Here is an 18,235-nt window from a genome sequence, read left to right as displayed (position 1 = left end):
TCAGAGCCCCTTTGCCTTCAGGCGTGAATCGAGTCGGGAGAACACGCGGCGCGTGTTGGCTTCGTAGATCTGGTGCTTGTCGTCGGCACTCAGGATGGTGGAGGCCTCGATGTAGCGCTTGGTGTCGTCGTAGTAGTTGCCGGTGGTGGGGTCAATGCCCCGCACCGCGCCGATCATTTCGCTGGCGAACAGCACGTTCTTCACCGGGATCACGGTGTTCAGCAGGTCGATACCGGGCTGGTGGTACACGCAGGTGTCGAAGTACACGTTGTTCATCAGGTGCTCGTCGAGCAGGGGCTTCTTCATCTCCTGCGCCAGCCCACGGAAGCGGCCCCAGTGGTAGGGCACTGCGCCACCGCCGTGCGGGATCAGGAACTTGAGCGTGGGGAAGTCCTTGAACAGATCGCCCTGGATCAGCTGCATGAAGGCCGTGGTGTCGGCGTTCAGGTAGTGCGCGCCGGTGGTGTGAAAGCACGCGTTGCAGCTGGTGCTCACGTGGATCATGGCGGGCAGGTCGTACTCCACCATCTTTTCGTAGATGGGGTACCAGTGCTTGTCGGTGAGCGGGGGGCTGGTCCAGTGGCCGCCGGAAGGGTCAGGGTTCAGGTTGATGCCCACGGCGCCGTATTCGTGCACGCACTTTTCCAGCTCGGGAATGCAGGTGGCGGGGTCCACGCCAGGGCTTTGCGGGAGCATGGCCACGGGCACAAAGTGGTCGGGGAACAGCGTGGAGACGCGGTAGCACAGCTCGTTGCAGATGGCCGCCCAGGTGCTGGACACGTTGAAGTCGCCAATGTGGTGGGCCATGAAGCTGGCGCGCGGGCTGAACAGCGTGATGTCGCTGCCGCGCTCTTTCATCAGCTTGAGCTGGTTGGTCTCGATGGACTCGCGCAGCTCGTCGTCGCTGATGTGCAGGTCTGCCACTTTGGGCATGGCTGCGGGGTCTTTGATGCCGGCGATCTGCGCATTACGCCAGTTCTCCAGCGCCTTGGGGGCCGTGGTGTAGTGGCCGTGGCAGTCGATGATGAGGCTCATTTTTGGGTGCTCCTGGAAGGTGTTCTTGTGATCGTCAGGCGGGGGTCATGCCCTGCTTTTGCTTGGCTTCTGCGGCAGCGGGCGAGGCCAGGTAGGCCAGCAGCGAACGCGCGGCATCCGCCTGTTGTGAATGCAAGCCAACGCCTGCGGAAAACGTGGTGGTGATCTGGATGGCCGGTGGCAGCGGGCCCACGATCTGGATGCCCTGCACGTGCAGCAGCTCGCTCAGTTGCTGAAAGCCCAACGCCACCTCGCCCTTGGCCACCAGCGAGCCCACGGGCACACCGGGGGGCGCCTGCACCATGCGTGGGGCGATCTGATCGGCAATGCCCCAGCGCTCGAACAGCTTGGCCAGCGCCACGCCGCTGGGGCCGGTGGACAGGCTGATGCTGGGCGCAGCCAGCACGGCATTGCGCACCGCATCTCCGCTCGACAGGTCGGGCAGCGGCGCGCCCGCAGGCACGGCCACGGCCACGCCGGAGTGCACCCAGTCCACCTTGCTGCCGGGCACCAGATGGCCTGCCACCATGAGCTTGTCGATGGCATCGGACGCAAGGATGACGACATCGAATGCCTCCCCCGCCGCCACGCGCTTGGCAGCGTCCACACCGCCCACCGATTCGATGGCGGCCTGCGTGCCCGACTGCCGCGCAAAACCGGCCACCAGATCGGCCAGCACCTGGCGCGTGGCCATGGAAGAAATGCCACGGATCACGGTCTGCGTCATGCGTTGTCTCCTGCCGGGCTGCGGGTGGCCCAGGCGGTGCGTGCAGTTGTATACATGCCGCCGATTGTGGGCAGCGGCGGACCAAACATGAAGGCGGCCCCGGCACTACCAGATATATCATTCCGTGATCGTTGACCCACAGCTATTGCAAATAGCAGAGAGCCTTGCCATGGACCTCAAGCAGATCGAATACTTTGTGCGGGTTGCTGAGCTGGGCAGCTTTACCCGCGCCTCGGTGGTACTGGACATCGCCCAGCCCGCCCTGAGCCGCCAGGTGCGCCTGCTGGAGGTGGAGCTGCGCCAGAACCTGCTGGTGCGCAATGGCCGGGGCGCCACACCCACTGAGGCGGGCAAGCTGCTCCTGGAGCACGGGCGCGGCATCCTGCACCAGGTCGAGCGCGCGCGCGAGGAGCTGGGCCGCGTGCGCGGCGCCCTGGCCGGGCGTGTGGCCATCGGCCTGCCGCCCAGCATTGCCAAGGTGCTGACGGTGCCGCTGACCCGCGCATTCCGCGTGAAGATGCCGGACGCGGCGCTGGCCATCAGCGAGGGCCTGTCGGTGGCCATGCGCGAATCGCTGACCACCGGGCTGCTCGACATCGCATTGCTTTACAACACCACGCCCGCGCCGGGCATCGAGACCACGGCGCTGCTGGAGGAAGACCTGTTTCTGGTGCAGCGCCGCGCCCCCGGCCAGAGCGAGGCAGAGGCCGATGCCCTGGCCCGAACGCCCCTGCCGCTGGACGAGCTGCCGCGCTTTCCGCTGGTGATTCCCACCCGCCCCAATTCCATCCGCATGCTGGTGGAATCCGAACTGGCCGCACGCGGCAAGCGCCCGCAGATCAGCCTGGAGATCGACGGCGTGGCCGCCATTCTGGACCTGGTGGCCGATGGCGCGGGCTGCGCGGTGCTGCCCATGAATGCGGTCACCACGTCGGGCAAATCGGAAGTGTTCAGTACCCGGCCCATCCACGGCGCGGGCAGCGATGGGGACGGCGAGGGGGAAGGCGGCAGCACCCGCCTGCGCAGCAAGCTGTTCATGGCCGTCAGCTCGCAACGCCCGGCCACACTCACACAGCAGGCGATGGCGGAGCTGATTCGGACGACGCTGCAGGCTTTGTATAGAAGCCCCCCCTGAGGCGCTGCGCGCCTTCCCCCCGAGGGGGACGACGCCCTCGCTGCGGGGCGGCCCTTGCTCGGCGTCCCTCGCTTTTTGAGCCGCGCCAGTTTCAATAGGCTGCAGTGGTAGCAGCGACCGCAGAAGCGCGTTGTCAGTTCCCGCCGGACAGGTATGACTCGCTGCCCAGCACCCGGTCCGCATAGTCCTGCCAGCGCGCGTCCTTGGGCAGGCCGTGAAAGACGCCTTCGCGCGCGAGGTCGGCCACCCACTGCTGCTTGGCGGCGATGGCCGAGGCCATCAGTGGCTCCATGCCGGCCTCGTGCACCGTGTGGGCCGATTCGCGCATCTCTTCGGCGCGGCGCTGGCCGTGCTGCACGACGCGGCTGAAGAAGTAGCGACCCTGTTCGTGCCAGTCGATGGAGGGAAAGGTCTCGGCCAAGGTGGGCAGCACATGGTCTTCCACGCCGTAGTGGCGGGCGGTGGAGTAGCTCTCAATCACCAGGGCTTCGAGGCCCTTGATCATGATGCTGCGGCACATCTTGATGGCACTGGCCACGCCCAGTTGCTCGCTCACGGGTTGGGCATCCGATGGCACTGGCCACGCCCAGTTGCTCGCTCACGGGTTGGGCATCCATGCCCCAGCTGGTCAGCACAGTGGCCAGCGCGGCAGCCTGCACGCCGCCCAGCAGCATGGGCACGCGGATGCCGTAGGGGGGCACCGAGGTCATCACGCCCGCCTCGACATAGTGCGCACCCCGCGCCTCGATGAGCGCAGCGGCCTGCTGCTTGGTGCCGGGCGATGCCGAGTTGAGGTCTAGGAACACGGTGCCGGGGCGGATGTGCTGCGCGGCCTCCTGCGCCACGGCCAGCGTGTTCGATGCGGTGACGGCCGAGATGATGCAGTCACAACGCGCGCACAGTGCCTGCATCCCATCCACGGCCACCACGCCCGCTTGCGCGGCGTGCTTCTGCAGGGCGTCGCGGTGCGCGGGGTCGGCCAGCTTCAGGTCCCAGGCAGCGACCGAGGCCACGCCGGGCTGGACACGCAAGCCCGCACTGAAGATCTTGCCCACCTCGCCATAGCCCACGAGGCCGATGTGTGTGATGTTCATCCGATTTGCCTTTCGGTCACAAAAGCCGAAGCGCAGTAACCGTCACTGCCGCGCGATCTTGGCCCGGGCGATCACGTCGCTCCAGCGGCGCACGTCGGCCGCCAGGTGCTCGCCCAGTTGCGCGGGGGTGCTGCCCTGGGCATGGAGGTTCAGTTCCAGCAGGCGCTTTTTCACATCGGGCTGGGCCAGTGCGGTCTGCACTTCGCGCGACAGACGCTCCACCACGGCAGCAGGTGTCTTGGCGGGCACGGCCAGGCCGTTCCACGACGTGACGTTGAAGCCCGCCAGTGGCCCGCCGCTTTCGCGCACCGTGGGCACGTCGGGCAACTGCGGCGCCCGCTGCGCGCCCATCACAGCCAGCGGCCGCAGGGCCTTGGCGCCGATCTGTGGCATGAGACCACCCAGGATGTCGATCATCACGTCGATCTCGCCACCCCGCAGCGCCGTGATGACCGGCGGCGTGCCGTTGAAAGGCACCACCTGCGCGTCGATGCCCGCCGTCACCTTGAACAGCTCGGCCGCCAGGTTCTGTGTGGTGCCGATCTGTGGCGTGCCGATATTGAGCTTGCCCGGGTGGACACGCGCATAAGCCAGAAGCTCGGCCAGGGTGGCAAAACGCCCGCCTTCTTTCACCACTACGGCCAGATCAAACGTGGCCAGCAGCGAGACAGGCGCAAAGTCCTTGAGTGTGTCGAACGGCAGCGACTGGAACAGCGCGGCGCTCACCGCCGTGCCACTGCTCACCAGCAGCAGCGTGTGGCCGTCGGGCTCAGCCCGCGCCACCAGGTCTCCCGCCACCACGCCGCCTGCGCTGGGCTTGTTCTCAATGACCACGCTTTGCCCCAGCGGGCCGGCGATCTTCTGGCCCACGGTGCGCGCCGTGATGTCGGCCGCACCGCCCGCCGCATTGGGCACGACGATGCGCAGCGGGCGTGAGGGGAAAGCGGCCTGCGCGCTGGCCGCACCGCCGAACGACGCTGCCAGCCAAGCCAGAAGGGTTCTGCGATGCACGGCTTGCATGGCGCGCGTTACCGTGCCACGCCCAGCAGGCGGTCCAGCAGCTCGGGTTGGGCGCTCAGCTCGGCGGCACTGCCGGTGTGCACCACAGTGCCCCGGTCCAGCACGGCGGCGTGGTCCGAGATGGCCAGGATGGCCTGCGGATGCTGCTCCACGATGATGGCCGACAGGCCCTCTTCGCGCGTGATGCGGCGGATGGCGCGCAGCAGCTCTTCCACGATGATGGGAGCCAGGCCTTCGAGCGGCTCATCCAGCAGCAGCAGGCGCGGGTTGAGCACCAGCGCGCGGCCCACGGCCAGCATCTGCTGCTCGCCGCCAGACAGCTGTGTGCCCAGGTTGGTCTTGCGCTCGGCCAGGCGCGGGAACATTGCGTACACGCGCTCGGGCGTCCAAGGCCGTGCGGTCGATCCTTTGCGGCCCGGGCGCACCACGGCCGTGAGGTTCTCGTGCACCGTGAGCGACTTGAAGATGTTGCGCTCTTGCGGCACCCAGCCGATGCCGGCCGCTGCGCGTTCGTGCGGGGGCAGCTTGTGCAGCGCCACGCCGGCCAGGCTTACCGTGCCGGCATGCTGGCGCGTGGCTCCGGCCAGCGTGTTGATGAGCGTGGTCTTGCCCGTGCCGTTGCGCCCCAGCAGGGCCAGCGTGTCGCCTTCGGGCAGGGCCAGCGAAATGCCTTGCAGCACCACGGCCTCGCCGTAGCCCGCGCTCAGGCCCTCGATGCGCAGGAGTTCTGTCTTAGACATGCGCATCCTCCCCATGACCGAGGTAAACCGCCTTCACCTGCGGGTCATTGGCGATCGTGTCCGGGTCGCCCTCGGTGAGCACCGTGCCGTTGACCAGCACCGTCATGCGGTTGGCAAAGCTGAAAACCAGGTCCATATCGTGTTCGATCAACAGCACCGAGACATCGGCGGGCAGGGCCGCCACGGTCTGCAGCAGCTCCTCGCGCTCGCCGGCGGGCACACCGGCCACGGGTTCGTCGAGCAGCAACACGCGCGGCTCGCAGGCCAGCGCAATCGCAATCTCCAGCAGGCGGCGCTTGCCGTAGGCCAGCACACGCGTTTCCTCGGCCATCACCGAGGTCAGGTGGAACTGCTCCAGCAGTTGCTCGCAGCGCTCGGTGACCGCCTTGCGCGCACCCAGCGGTTGCCACCACTTGCCGCCCAGGCCCTGGTGCTGCGACACGGTGAGCGCCAGTGTCTCCAGCGGCGTGAGCGTGTCGAACAGCTGGTTGATCTGGAAGGTGCGCACCATGCCGCGCTGCACACGCTGGTGCGGCGCCAGGCGCGTGATGTCCTGGCCTTCGAGGGTGATGAAGCCTTCGGTGGGCTCCAGCACGCCAGTCAGCAGGTTGATGAGCGTGGTCTTGCCCGCGCCATTGGGGCCAATGAGCGCATGGCGCGCGCCCTTTTGCAGGTTCAGCGTGACGTTGTTGGTGGCCGTGATGCCGCCAAAACGCTTGACCAAGCCCTTGGCCGACAGCACGGTGGTGGAGGTTGTCGTGTTCATATCAATGGCCTCCCGCTTTGGAGGCAACCCCAGCCTTGCGACAGGCGCCAAACCAGGACCAGGGGCGGAACAGACGATCACGCCCGACCAGTACCAGCACCACCAGGAACAAGCCCACCCAGAAGGTCCAGTACTGCGGTGTGATGGACGAGATCACGTCCTGCAGCAGCTTGAAGCCAATGGCGCCGAGGATGCCGCCGTACAGCCAGCCCACGCCGCCGATCACCAGGATCAGCATCACGTCGGCCGAGCGGTGGAACTCGAACAGGTCGAGCGAGGCAAAGCCCGTGGTCTGCGTGAGCAGTGCGCCCGCGGCACCGGCCAGCGCAGCGGCCAGCGTGTACACCTGCGCCAGCTTGGCCGTCACGGGGATACCGATGGCCATGGCGCGCAGCCGGTTGTCGCGGATGGCCTTGAGCGTGGCACCAAAAGGCGACTGCACGATGCGGCGCGCGATGAGGAAGAACACCAGCAGCACGGTGAGCGAATACCACGCGGCCGTGCGGCCGTACAGGTCAAACTCGAACTGGCCAAGCACCGGCCCCATCATCACGCCCTGCAGGCCGTCGGCGCCACCGGTCAGCCAGTCGAGCTTGTTGGCCAGCTCCAGCATCACCAGTCCCACGCCCAGCGTGACCATGAGGCGGGTGAGATCGGTGCCGCGCATGATGGTGAGCGACGCCACGGCGCCCAGCACGGTGGCCGCGCCAATGCCCACGGCCAGGCCCACCAGCGGGTCGGGCATCACATGCTTGGCAAACAGCGCGGCCGCGTAGCCGCCCAGCCCGAAGAAAGCCGCATGGCCCAGCGAGACGATGCCCGTGTAGCCCAGGATGAGGTCCAGCGAAATCGCGAACAGCGCCACGATGGCGATCTCGTTGATGATGAGTGCGTGGCTCGGCAGCGCCAGCGGCGCGGCAAAGGCCAGCAGCCACAGCACGGGCTCCCACCAGCGAAAGTGCCGGGCCTGCAGCAAGGTGTTTTGCAGGTTTGACATCACTTGCCCCCCTTGCGCACAAAGAGGCCCTGGGGGCGCCAGATGAGGATCAGGATCATGAGGCTGTACACAATGAAGGCGCCCAGCTTGGGGATGTAGTACTTGCCTGCCACGTCGGCAATGCCGAGCAGCAGTGCGGCCAGCAGCGGGCCGGTGATGGACGAGGTGCCGCCCACCGCCACCACGATCAAAAAGTAGATCATGAACTTGAGCGGGAAGCTCGGGTCGAGACCCAGCACCTCCGCGCCCAGCGCACCGCCCAGGCCAGCGAGGCCGGACCCGAAAGCGAAGGTGGACAAAAACACGATGTTCACGTTGATGCCCATGCCAGCGGCCACGCGCTGGTCGTCCACACTGGCGCGCAGGCGGCTGCCGAAGCGGGTTTTGGTGAGCACATACTGCAGGCCCACGGTGAGCGCAGCGCACACCGCGATGATGAACAGGCGGTAGTGCCCCATGCCCAGCATGAGGGCACCGGTGCCGATCTCGGTACGGCCCTTGAGCCATTCAGGCAGCTGCATGATCTGCTGCGTGGAGCCCACAAAGTAGTCCACGCTGGCCACGGCCATGAACACTAGGCCAATGGAGAACAGCACCTGGTCCAGGTGGGCCTTGTGGTACAGCGGGCGGTACAGCGTGCGCTCCAGCACGCCGCCCAGCACGGCCGTACCGACAAAGGCGATGGGCAGGCAGACGAGGAAGGGCACATCCAGCCGCTGCATGAGCAGCACGGTGATGTAGCCCCCCGCCATGGCAAAGGCCCCGTGCGCGAGGTTGATGAAGTTCATCAGCCCCATGGTTACGGCCAGGCCTACTGCCAGGATGAACAGCAGCATGCCGTAGGCAACGCCGTCGAAAAGAATGGTCAGCATGAAATCACTTCATTGAAGACAAAAGTGCACCACCCTGCTCAGGGCTGTGGAAGTGCGACGAATCACCAAAGCCGGACGTTCAACCTGCGGCCCCCGGTTTCGACAGGCTCAGCCCGAACGGATCGAGAGGGAGCCTGCCCGTAAATACTGGCGCGGCCCAGACCAGCGGCCGCCGCGCAAGGGCCGCCCCGCCGCGCTGGCGGCGTCCCCCTTGGGGGCTGAGTGCCGCGGCTCCGAGCCTGCCTGCGCAGGCTTGGACGGCAACGAAGAGTGGCCGCATCTGGCGGACACACCGAGCGAGTCGCGGCTCAGGGGGGCTTATTTAGTCTTGCCGGGGTCCTTGACGTCCTTGATCACGTCGAACTCCACGTTGTACAGCTGGCCGTTCACACGCTCCACCTTGCGCAGGTACACGTCCTGCACGATGTCGCGGGTCTGCGCATCGATGAACACCTTGCCGCGCGGGCTTTCAAAGATCTGGCCCTTCATGGCGGCCAGCAGGGCGTCACCGCCGCCGGCACCCTTGGTGGTCTTGAGCGCTTCATAGATCACGCGCATGCCGTCATAGCCGCCCACGGCCATGAAGTTGGGACGCAGGCCCTTGTTGGCCTTCTCGAAGGCTTCCACGAACTTCTTGTTCATGGGCGAGGGGTGCGCAGCCGAGTAGTGGTGCGAGGTGACCACGCCCAGGGCGCCATCGCCCATGTCGTTGAGTTGATCGTCGTCCGTCACGTCGCCGGTGCCGATGAGCTTGATGCCGGCCTTGTCCATGCCGCGCTCCAGGAACTGCTTCATCACCGCAGCGCCCGCGCCCGAGGGCACAAAGACAAACAGCGCGTCGGGCTTGGCGTCGCGCACCTTCTGCAGGAAGGGAGCGAAGTCGGGGTTGCGCAGCGGCACGCGCAGGGCTTCGGTCACCTGGCCGCCGTTGAACGTGAGGCGCTGGTTGAAGAACTTTTCGGCGTCGATGCCGGGGCCGTAGTCGCTCACCAGGGTCACGACCTTCTTGATGCCGTTCTTGGGTGCCCAGTCGGCCAGGGCCACCGACACTTGCGGCAGCGTGAAGCTGGTACGCACCACATAGGGCGAGGCCTCGGTGATGCTGGACGTGGCGGCAGCCATCACCACCAGGGGGGTCTTGGACTGCGTGGCCAGCGGGGCGGTGGCCATGGCCGAGGGCGTGATGCCCATGCCGGCGAGCACGTTGACCTTTTCGTTGACGACCAGCTCCTGGGCCAGGCGGCGGGTCACATCAGGAAGACTGGTGTCGTCCTTGATGATGAGCTGCACCTTCTTGCCACCCACCATGTCGCCGTTCTGGGCCATGTACAGGCGCGCCGCGGCTTCGATCTGCCGGCCGGTGGTGGCTTGCTGGCCGGTCATGGGCAGAACCAGGCCGATCTTGAACACGTTGTCCTGCGCCACGGCGGGCAACACGGTCAGGCCGGTGGACAGCGCGATGGCGGCGGCAGCCGAGGCACGAAGAAGGTGGCGTTTTTGCATCGTTGTCTCCTGTGGAAAGTCGTTGTATACAGAAAATGCTGGCGGGAGTTTGGCGTGGGCTGGGTTATTTCACAAGCGCAAATTCAAGCATTCAGGTATCGCCAAATGCAATAACCCAAGGAGCCCCGGACGCTTGCACCGGCCGTTATGCCCGCTCGCGGATCAGCTGTACACCGGGCAAGCCCTGCACCTGCGACGCCTGCACCGCCGCCAGCAGGTTGCGCCGGGTGATGCGCGAGTGCTCTCGCAGGATGGCCTCGGCCCGTGCACCCTCGCGCCGCTCGATGGCGTCGAGCGCCTGGCGGTGCTGGTCTTGCGCCACCACCAGCATGTCGCGCGCCTGGGCCGAATGCGTCTGCACCACCACAAACGCAGAGGGCGACGCAAACGGCAGGCCCTTGACGCGGTCCAGCTCGCGCGCCACCACGTCGCTGCCCACCATGCGGCTGAGCAGCAGGTGAAACCGTGCATTCAACTCCACATAGCGCGAAAAACCTTCGTCATCCAGCGTGGGCGGTGCCAGGGCACTGTCGATGGCGTCCAGGCAGGCATGGGCCTCGGCCAGCAGGGAGGGGGCCACGCCCCGCTCGGCCGCCAGGCGCGCGGCCAACCCCTCCATGGTGCCGCGCAGTTCAATGGCGTCGGCCACATCGGTTTCAGAGAACGTGCGCACGGCGTAGCCGCCACCGGGCAGGCGGTGCAGCAGGCCCTCCTGCTCCAGCCGCATCAGCGCGGCGCGAATGGGCGTGCGCGACACCCCCAGCTTCTCGACGAGGGTCAGCTCGGCAATGCGGGCGCCGCCGGGCAGCTCGCCCGCCAGGATCATCTCGCGCAGGCGCAATTGCGCCTTGACGGCCTGCGAGGTACCTGCCTCGGCGGCCTCGGCCGGTAGAGCAATGGTCAGGGGTTCGGGAGGGTTCATGGCGATAGGGAGCGATACGACCAGCGAGGGGAGAGAGTCAGTCAGCGCAATGTATACACAAACCAAAACAACATCCACTCAAAAACACTTCAACACATTACAAAACAACAAGTTAGAAGATATGCCAGAGTGCAATAGCTGCTTTACGCCTTTACTATGTATACATAAACTCGCCTTTTTCGCACAATCGCCCCACCTAGCCTGCGATCTGCGAGCGGGCTGTATACCAAGCCTGCAACGACACCATCCACCCACGGAGAGAGACAACCATGTATCCCAAGAACGCCTGGTACGTAGCCTGCACGCCCGACGAGATCGCGGACAAGCCCCTGGGCCGCACCATCTGCGGCGAGAAGATCGTGTTCTACCGCCCCGCGCCCGACCAGGTCGCCGCACTGGACGACTTCTGCCCCCACCGGGGCGCCCCGCTGTCGCTGGGCACGGTGTGCGAAGGCCACCTGCAATGCGGCTACCACGGCCTGCGGGTGGAATGCACGGGCAAGTCGGTGTCCATGCCCGGCCAGCGCGTGCAGGGGTTCCCCAAGGCGCGCAGCTTTCCGGTGGTGGAGCGCTATGGCTTCATCTGGGTGTGGCCCGGCGACGCCGACAAGGCCGACCCCGCCACCATCCACCACCTGCCCTGGGCCAACAACCCTGAATGGGCTTACGGCGGCGGGCTGTACCACATCGCCTGCGACTACCGCCTGATGATCGACAACCTGATGGACCTGACGCACGAGACCTATGTGCACTCCACCAGCATCGGCCAGAAGGAAATCGACGAGGTGCCCTGCAAGACCCGCGTGGAGGGCGACGAGGTGATCACCAGCCGCTTCATGGAAGGCATTGAAGCCCCCCCGTTCTGGAAGATGGCGCTGCGCATGAACGGCCTGCCCGACGACCAGCTGGTGGACCGCTGGCAGATCTGCCACTTCACGCCCCCCAGCCATGTGCTGATCGAGGTGGGCGTGGCCCTGGCCGGCAACGGCGGCTACAACGCCCCGGCCGACAAGAAGGCATCGAGCATCGTGGTGGACTTCATCACGCCCGAGACCGAAACGTCGATCCACTACTTCTGGGGCATGGCGCGCAACTTCAAGCCACAAGACCCGTCGCTCACCACCCAGATCCGCGACGGCCAGGGCAAGATCTTTGCGGAGGACCAGCAGATGCTGGAGCTGCAGCAGGAGAACCTGCTGCGTTACCCCGACCGCAAGCTGCTCATGCTCAACATCGATGCGGGTGGCGTGCAGTCGCGCAAGATTCTGGACCGCCTGCTGGCGGCAGAACACGCGCCTGCCACAGCACAGGCGGTGGCCGCATGACCGCGCAGGAGACCCTGCAGGTCCGCGTCGTCAAGAAGCAGGCCGAAGCGGAGGGCATCGCCAGCTATGAGCTGGCGCGGCTGGACGGCGCCGCACTGCCGCCGTTCAGCGCGGGCTCGCACATCGATGTGCACCTGCCGGGCGGGCTGACGCGGCAGTACTCGCTGTGCAATGCCTCGCACGAGTCGCACCGCTACCGCATCGCCGTGTTGCGTGACCCGGCATCGCGCGGCGGCTCGGTCGCCATGCACGACAGCGTGCACGAGGGCGACGTGATCACCATCAGCACGCCGCGCAACCACTTTGCGCTGCACCCTGCACAGCGCACGCTGCTGCTGGCGGGCGGCATTGGTGTGACGCCATTGCTGTGCATGGCCGACCGGCTGGCGCGCACGGGCGCTGACTTTGCGCTGCACTACCGCACCCGCTCTGCCGAACGCACGGCGTTTGCTGCCGAAATTGCCGCATCGGCCATTGCGCCCCACGCCCACTTTCACTTTGATGCGGGCGCTCCCGAGCAGAAGCTGGACACCGCCGCCGTGCTGGCGGCCCCCGGCCCCGACAAGCGTCTGTACGTGTGTGGCCCGGCAGGCTTCATCGACCATGTGGTGACCACCGCCAAGGCCCTGGGCTGGGCGCAGGACCACATCCACCTGGAATACTTTGGCGCCCCGGCGCAGGACACCTCGGGCGACCAGGGGTTTGAGGTGCGCATTGCCAGCACGGGCAAGGTGTACCCCATTGCGCCCGATGTGTCGGTGGTGGAAGCGCTGCGCAAGGAGGGCATCGACATCCTGACCTCGTGCGAACAAGGCGTGTGTGGCACCTGCCTCACGCGCGTGCTGGAAGGCGAGGTGGACCACCGCGACATGTACCTGACCGACGAGGAAAAGGCGGCCAACGAGCAGTTCATGCCCTGCTGCTCCCGCGCGCGCAGCAAGCTGCTGGTGCTCGACCTGTAGGCGACCCCAACAAAAAGGCGCTGCAACCTTCGGGCTGCAGCGCCTTTTTCATTACTCCTGAATTGATAGCTACCAGCACATGAAAATCATGCGCTATAAGCCCATTTCACTTCGAATTCACTTCAATCCCGTTCGTCGGCGGCCACACGGATGGTGTCACGGCCATTGCGGTCCTTCACACGGCCCAGGTCAGTGTCGAGGGCGCGGGCCAGTTTGTCGGCCGCGCCGATGAAGGCGTTGGCCATCTTGTCGGCCTCATCAGTCACGGTGATGGGCTGGCGGCCCGTGACGCGCGCTTCGATGCGGCAGCGCTTGTCATTGGCACCGGACTTGCCCGCATCCAGGTCGGTGAGGAACACCTCCAGCCGCGTCACATGGTCCTGAAAGCGGGACAGCCGGCTCTTGCACTCGTCCGTGATCCAGCGCGCCAGCGAATCGCCGCCGTGGATGTGGTCGTCGGTGTTGACTTGTACTTGCATGGAGAGGGTCCTTCCTGATGAAGTTGCGAAGTCCCCATCATGGCACCTGCATTCATATCCCCGGTAAACACATGTCAAAGGATGTTTACAGCTTGTCCAGCGCCACGGCGGGTTGCCAGGGGGCCTCGGTGGGCAACGCTCGCGCCTCGGCCACGCGCTCCAGCAGGCGGGTGGCGGCCGGGTCGCCGGGCAGCCGCTCCAGCACCTGCGCCAATTGCGCCTCGGCGCCGGTCCAGTCGCGCGCATGGAAGGCGGCCAGCGCTGCGCTGCTGGCATCGCGCACCGTGGCGTCGTCGCAGGGCGTGAACACGCGCACGGGCTCGGTCTTGCCCTTGACGATCACATCGTCCAGCGCGCGCAACGCCATCGTGGGCGGCAGCTGCGCTGCGGTGGCGGCCGACAGCAGGATGCCGGTGCCAAACGCCTTGTTGGCGCCCTCCAGCCGCGCGGCCAGGTTCACCGCGTCGCCAATGGCCGTGTACGAAAAGCGCTGGTCCGAGCCCACATTGCCCACCACCACACGCCCTGTGTGCAGCCCGATCCGCATGTGGATGGGCGGCAGTCCGCGCGCGCGCAGGTCGGCCACCAGCGCCTGCATGGCCTGCTGCATGGCGATGGCGGCGGCCACGGCGTGTTCGGCATGCCGCGGGTCGTCCAGCGGCGCGCCCCAGAAGGCCATCACCGCGTCGCCAATGAACTTGTCCACGGTGCCGCCCGTGGCGTGCACGATCGGCGTCATGGCGTTGAAGTAGCCGGTGAGCACCTCCACCGTCTGCTCGGCACTGAGCTGCTCGGACAGCGTGGTGAAGTTGGCTAGGTCGGTGAACATGAGCGTGACCTCGCGCGCCTCGCCACCCAGGCGCATCAGCTCGGGCTGCGCAATGAGGCGCGAGACCACGGCAGGCGGCACGTACTGCGCAAACATCGCCCGCGTCTGGCGCGCGCGCTGGCGCACCACGGCATAGCCCACCAGCGCAGCCGCCCCATAAATGGCGACTGCCGCCGCCGCAGGCAACAGCGGCGGCCACCACAGGCGCGGGCCGGCAAACAGCCCCCACGACACGGCGCCCATGGCCACCACCAGCGCCGCCGTCAGCGCCGCCGCGCCCGCCGGGTGCAGCCGCCGGCTCGCCCCCAACAGCACCGGCAGCAGCAGCACGGTGATCACCAGGGTCCACGCGTCCGACACGCTGCGCAGCCCGCCGCCGGTGAGGTAGTTGTCCAGCAGCGTGGCCTGCAGCTCCACCCCCGGGAAAAGCCGCTCACCGCCCGCCGTGCCAAACGGCGAGTTGAACAGGTCGGCCTGCGAGTGCGCCAGCTCGGTGGCGGTGCGCGCCGAGCGCCCCACCAGCACGATCTTGCCCTTGAAGAAACCTGCAGGCAGCAACCCCGGCTCCAGCGCCTGGTAGTACGAGCGCGTGTCAAACGTGCCACGCGGGCCCCGGTAGCCGATCCAGTCGAAATGGTGCAGCGCCGGGGTCTGGCCGCGCGCCTCTGTCACGCGCTGGGCCAGCCGCAGCGCAAAGCCTTCGCGCGCGACGGGGGCGCGGCGCACCACGAAGTCGTCGTCCGGCTCGACCCCGGCATCGCCCGCGTCGGCGCCAGCGTCCAGAAACCGCTGCAGCGGCTGGATGTCCATCCACAGCGCGGCATTGGCGCTGTCGATCTTCTCGCGGGTGGAGGCCAGCACCACGGGCAAGCCCTGCCCCACCTGGGCCATCGTGCGGTCCAGAGTGGCGTCTTCAGCCTCGGTGGTGGGGTCGGCAAAAACAATGTCCAGCCCCACGGCCAGGGCACCGTCTGCGCGCAGCCGCTCCAGCAGGGCCGCATGCACGCTGCGCGGAAATGGCCAGGTCTGTTGCAGCTCCTGAAACGTCGGCTCGTCGATCGCAAGAATCACCACCGGCACGGTCGTGCGGTGGGGGGCGGCCAGCGCCGTCAGCACGTCAAAGGTCTTGAACTCCAGCGCATGCCATGTGCGGCTGAGCGTGGCTGCCCCTACCAGCAGCAACGCCAGCACCCCCGCCGCGAGCGAGAGCCACCGCGGGCGCTGCCGAGCCTGCGGCAGCGCAGCCCGATCAGAAGCGATAGCGCGCATCCAGGACATAGCGGGTCTTTTGCCGGTCGGACTTGGGCGCCCACAGGTTCATGGCCGCAACGCCCACCACCCAGCGTTTGTCCTGCGTTTCCCAGAAACCCATCAGGTCCACGCCCCAGCCCGGCGCACGGCGCGTGAGGTTCTCCTTGTCCTCAAACCGCTCCGAGCGGTACACCGCGCGCGCGCTCAGGTACAGGCGCTGCGCGCTGGCCCAGGTGGCACCCAGCGCCACGGTATGGCGCGGAATGTAGGGAATGCGCCCCACCACCTCGGCACCGCCGTCGAGCATGCGGCTTTCACTGTGCTGGTACAGGTACTTGGCGTAGCCCGACCAGCGGCGGCTGAACATGTGGTTGACCGTGCCACCCAAGGTCTGCAGCGTGCCGCGCTCAAAACTCGGCGTGTCCTCCAGCAGGTCACTGGTGGACAGGTTGACCAGCTGCGCGTTGCGCATCTCTTCGAGGAACGGCAGGCTGGGCGTGCGCAGGTCCACACCAATCGTGCCGGGGTTGTTCACCCGCAGGTGGTCGGCCCGCAGACCCACGAAGGTGTTGGCGCCCACCTCCATGCCCAGCTGTGCCACTGTGCGTTTGTGGCGCCCTCCGGCCTCCACCAGTCGGTCCTCGACAGGGATGCCTGCGGTCTCCACGCTGGCAAGGGTGGAGACGCTGAGAGGCCGCAGCCAGTCCTGATAGGCCACGCGCAGCGTGGTGCCCGCAGCAGGCTGCCACACCGCCCCCAGGCGCGGCGTGACCACGCGCTCGGTGTCCGCGCGGCGGGCCTGGTCTTCGCTCAGGGCATCCAGCCCCACCAGGTAGCTCTGCGTGAGGCCGTCCACGCGGTGGCGGATTTGCTGCAGCCCCAGGGCTGCGTCCAGGCTCAGCGCCTGGTCCAGGCGTTGCGTGGTGGCCAGGGTGAGGCCGGTGTAGCGGCGGTCAATGCGGTTGTAGCCTGCCAGGACGAGGTAGTCGCGGTACAGGCCCACGCCTGGGATGTCAGCCACCACGGCGGCCTCGCCCGCCAGCAGGTTGTTCTGGCGCTCGCGCACATGCTCCAGCGTCACGCTCCAGCGGCTGCCGGGGGTGGTGTCCACGGTGTGGCGCAGCTGAATGTCGCTGAAGTCCTTGCGCGGGGCACTGCTCACGCCCATGACGGTCAGGAACGGTGGCTCGATGTAGGCCGTGGGGTAGCGCAGCAATTGCAAGTTGTCCACGCTGCGGCCCAGCTTGATCCAGGTTTGCTCCGTCGGCCCCCACCGGTAGGCCATGCCCAGGGCGCCCTGGGTGACGGTATCGTCCAGCGCAGTCTCCTGCGCGTTCTGGCCGCGCAGGCGCATGCTGAACTGATTGGCGTAGGCAAACAGGTTGATGCGCTCGGTGGGCTGCATGCCCACCCCAGCGGTGATGGCATGGGCACGCAGGTCTCCCTCGCCCGCACGCATGGCAGGAAGGCGGTTGACCTGCAGGTCGAACGGATAGGCACTCACATCCGCCGTCTGCGCCTTGAAGAACCACGACACCGGCACATGGCTGTTGTCCAGGCCATTGAGCGTGACCGCTGGCGCACGCATCCGGTAGAACTCGCGGTCCAGCGTCACACCCACCGATCCGTGGCTGCCGGGCTGCTGCAGCAGCGGCGAATAACGCTGGCTGCCCCCAAACGCCATGGGGTCGGTCAGAAAGCCCTGGAACAGCGCCGAGTTCTTGTTGAATTCGCCCGCATAGCGGTCTGCCATGAACAGGTGGCTGCCGCCCCAGTAGGGGTAGAAGCTCTGCTGCGCCATCTCCAGCGCCCAGTCTTCCATGCCAAAGAACGCCAGCGATGACCCCAGGTTCGCACTGCCCTTCTGGTCGTTGGCCACCTGGTTGAGCGACTTGAGATATGGCATGCGCCCCACGGCGGCGCGCGCAGCCTCCACCGCTTCGCCGGGCTGGAACAGATCGGTGTGGATCTGCGCCAGCAGCATGTAGGGCACAGGGTCCTTGTCGTCCAGTACGGTCGCCTGCTGCAAGGTGGTCAGCGCATCCTGATGGCGGCCCAGCTGGTAGTAGGCCACGGCAGTCCAGGTCTTGGCGCGGGCATAGCGCGGCTCCATCACGCCCGCCCGCAAGAACGCATCCAGCGCGGCATCCGGCTGCCCTTGCTTGAGGTGCAGCAGCCCCTGGCCGGTGAGCGCGACGTAGTCTGCCGGGTTGTCACCCAGCGCGGTGGCAAACGCCTGACCCGCTTCGGTGAACTGGTTCACAAAGGTTTCCAGCGTGCCCAGCTCGCCCCAGGCACCGGGCGATTGCGGCGACAGCTGCAACGCGCGACGCAGGTTCTCGCGGGCGGGGCGCGGGTCTTCGCGCTCGGCATGCGCACTGCCCAGGCCTTGCCAGGCGCGTGCATCGCCTGGCGCCAAAGTCTGGGCCTCGGCATAGGCGGCCAGGGTGCCAGGCGCATCGCCCCGGCGCCGGGCCAGCTCGGCGCGCACCAGCGCCAGGTCGGCGTGGGCCGTGCCTTGCGCGGGGGCCAGGGTGGCAGCCGCTTCGTCCACCCGGTCGCTCAGGATCTGCACGCG

Annotated in this window: 17 protein-coding genes; 3 read left to right on the top strand and 14 right to left on the bottom strand. The window is 66.9% G+C overall.

From position 1 onward, the window contains the following. Both AC04MI_RS05855 and AC04MI_RS05850 read right to left on the bottom strand, forming a co-directional pair. Positions 1 to 1,035, bottom strand: a complete 1,035-nt coding sequence (locus AC04MI_RS05855) for an amidohydrolase family protein (protein ID WP_056742987.1) — start codon at positions 1,033 to 1,035, stop codon at positions 1 to 3. Between the two features lie 34 nt (positions 1,036 to 1,069). After that, positions 1,070 to 1,762: a substrate-binding domain-containing protein gene (locus AC04MI_RS05850; RefSeq protein ID WP_436076825.1), complete on the bottom strand. Its 693-nt coding sequence runs from the start codon at positions 1,760 to 1,762 to the stop codon at positions 1,070 to 1,072. A 169-nt stretch (positions 1,763 to 1,931) separates the two neighbouring features. Here AC04MI_RS05850 and AC04MI_RS05845 point away from each other — a divergent pair, with 169 nt between their 5' ends. Then, positions 1,932 to 2,897, top strand: coding sequence for a LysR substrate-binding domain-containing protein (locus tag AC04MI_RS05845; RefSeq protein ID WP_288850879.1), 966 nt, complete (start codon positions 1,932 to 1,934; stop codon positions 2,895 to 2,897). Between the two features lie 133 nt (positions 2,898 to 3,030). Here the strand turns inward: AC04MI_RS05845 and AC04MI_RS05840 are convergent, their stop codons facing one another. The 9 genes from AC04MI_RS05840 to AC04MI_RS05800 form a co-directional block, all read right to left on the bottom strand. Beyond that, the gene (locus AC04MI_RS05840; RefSeq protein ID WP_436076824.1) at positions 3,031 to 3,402 is read right to left on the bottom strand and encodes a DUF1932 domain-containing protein; all 372 of its coding nucleotides are present in this window, start codon (positions 3,400 to 3,402) and stop codon (positions 3,031 to 3,033) included. Beyond that, positions 3,371 to 3,991: an NAD(P)-binding domain-containing protein gene (locus AC04MI_RS05835; RefSeq protein ID WP_436076823.1), complete on the bottom strand. Its 621-nt coding sequence runs from the start codon at positions 3,989 to 3,991 to the stop codon at positions 3,371 to 3,373. The genes AC04MI_RS05840 and AC04MI_RS05835 overlap by 32 nt, the downstream gene beginning before the upstream one ends. A gap of 42 nt (positions 3,992 to 4,033) precedes the next feature. After that, entirely contained in the window at positions 4,034 to 5,011 is a 978-nt protein-coding gene (locus AC04MI_RS05830; protein ID WP_436076822.1) for a tripartite tricarboxylate transporter substrate binding protein, read from the bottom strand. A gap of 8 nt (positions 5,012 to 5,019) precedes the next feature. Then, on the bottom strand, positions 5,020 to 5,751 hold the full coding sequence (locus AC04MI_RS05825; protein WP_436076821.1) for an ABC transporter ATP-binding protein: 732 nt from the start codon (positions 5,749 to 5,751) through the stop codon (positions 5,020 to 5,022). Continuing rightward, the gene (locus tag AC04MI_RS05820) at positions 5,744 to 6,517 is read right to left on the bottom strand and encodes an ABC transporter ATP-binding protein (protein ID WP_436076820.1); all 774 of its coding nucleotides are present in this window, start codon (positions 6,515 to 6,517) and stop codon (positions 5,744 to 5,746) included. The genes AC04MI_RS05825 and AC04MI_RS05820 overlap by 8 nt, the downstream gene beginning before the upstream one ends. A 1-nt stretch (position 6,518) precedes the next feature. Then, complete coding sequence (locus tag AC04MI_RS05815) at positions 6,519 to 7,514, bottom strand: branched-chain amino acid ABC transporter permease (protein ID WP_436076819.1); 996 nt, start codon at positions 7,512 to 7,514, stop codon at positions 6,519 to 6,521. After that, positions 7,514 to 8,386 carry a branched-chain amino acid ABC transporter permease gene (locus AC04MI_RS05810; protein ID WP_110960851.1) on the bottom strand — a complete coding sequence of 291 codons (873 nt, stop codon included), beginning with the start codon at positions 8,384 to 8,386 and terminating at the stop codon, positions 7,514 to 7,516. Before AC04MI_RS05810 ends, AC04MI_RS05815 begins: the two co-directional genes overlap by 1 nt. A gap of 318 nt (positions 8,387 to 8,704) precedes the next feature. Then, the gene (locus AC04MI_RS05805) at positions 8,705 to 9,889 is read right to left on the bottom strand and encodes an ABC transporter substrate-binding protein (protein WP_056067970.1); all 1,185 of its coding nucleotides are present in this window, start codon (positions 9,887 to 9,889) and stop codon (positions 8,705 to 8,707) included. Positions 9,890 to 10,034: 145 nt separating this feature from the next. Continuing rightward, positions 10,035 to 10,811: a GntR family transcriptional regulator gene (locus AC04MI_RS05800; protein WP_056067968.1), complete on the bottom strand. Its 777-nt coding sequence runs from the start codon at positions 10,809 to 10,811 to the stop codon at positions 10,035 to 10,037. Positions 10,812 to 11,080: 269 nt separating this feature from the next. On the opposite strand from AC04MI_RS05800, the gene AC04MI_RS05795 reads away from it, so the two are divergent. Both AC04MI_RS05795 and AC04MI_RS05790 read left to right on the top strand, forming a co-directional pair. Then, entirely contained in the window at positions 11,081 to 12,136 is a 1,056-nt protein-coding gene (locus tag AC04MI_RS05795; protein ID WP_056742972.1) for an aromatic ring-hydroxylating dioxygenase subunit alpha, read from the top strand. Then, the gene (locus tag AC04MI_RS05790) at positions 12,133 to 13,098 is read left to right on the top strand and encodes a PDR/VanB family oxidoreductase (RefSeq protein ID WP_436076818.1); all 966 of its coding nucleotides are present in this window, start codon (positions 12,133 to 12,135) and stop codon (positions 13,096 to 13,098) included. Before AC04MI_RS05795 ends, AC04MI_RS05790 begins: the two co-directional genes overlap by 4 nt. Before the next feature lie 122 nt (positions 13,099 to 13,220). On the opposite strand, the gene AC04MI_RS05785 is transcribed toward AC04MI_RS05790, so the two are convergent. The 3 genes from AC04MI_RS05785 to AC04MI_RS05775 form a co-directional block, all read right to left on the bottom strand. Beyond that, positions 13,221 to 13,577 carry an HPF/RaiA family ribosome-associated protein gene (locus tag AC04MI_RS05785; protein ID WP_056742968.1) on the bottom strand — a complete coding sequence of 119 codons (357 nt, stop codon included), beginning with the start codon at positions 13,575 to 13,577 and terminating at the stop codon, positions 13,221 to 13,223. A gap of 85 nt (positions 13,578 to 13,662) precedes the next feature. Continuing rightward, entirely contained in the window at positions 13,663 to 15,684 is a 2,022-nt protein-coding gene (locus AC04MI_RS05780) for a CHASE2 domain-containing protein (RefSeq protein WP_476497329.1), read from the bottom strand. Continuing rightward, on the bottom strand, positions 15,656 to 18,235 hold a 2,580-nt coding region (locus tag AC04MI_RS05775; protein ID WP_476497327.1), incomplete at its 5' end, for a TonB-dependent receptor domain-containing protein. The genes AC04MI_RS05780 and AC04MI_RS05775, both read right to left, overlap by 29 nt.

The sequence above is a fragment of the Acidovorax sp. LjRoot204 genome (genome assembly GCF_056175785.1).
The sequence above is the reverse complement of the archived record's forward strand: the minus strand, read 5'-3'. Positions and strand labels throughout refer to the sequence as shown.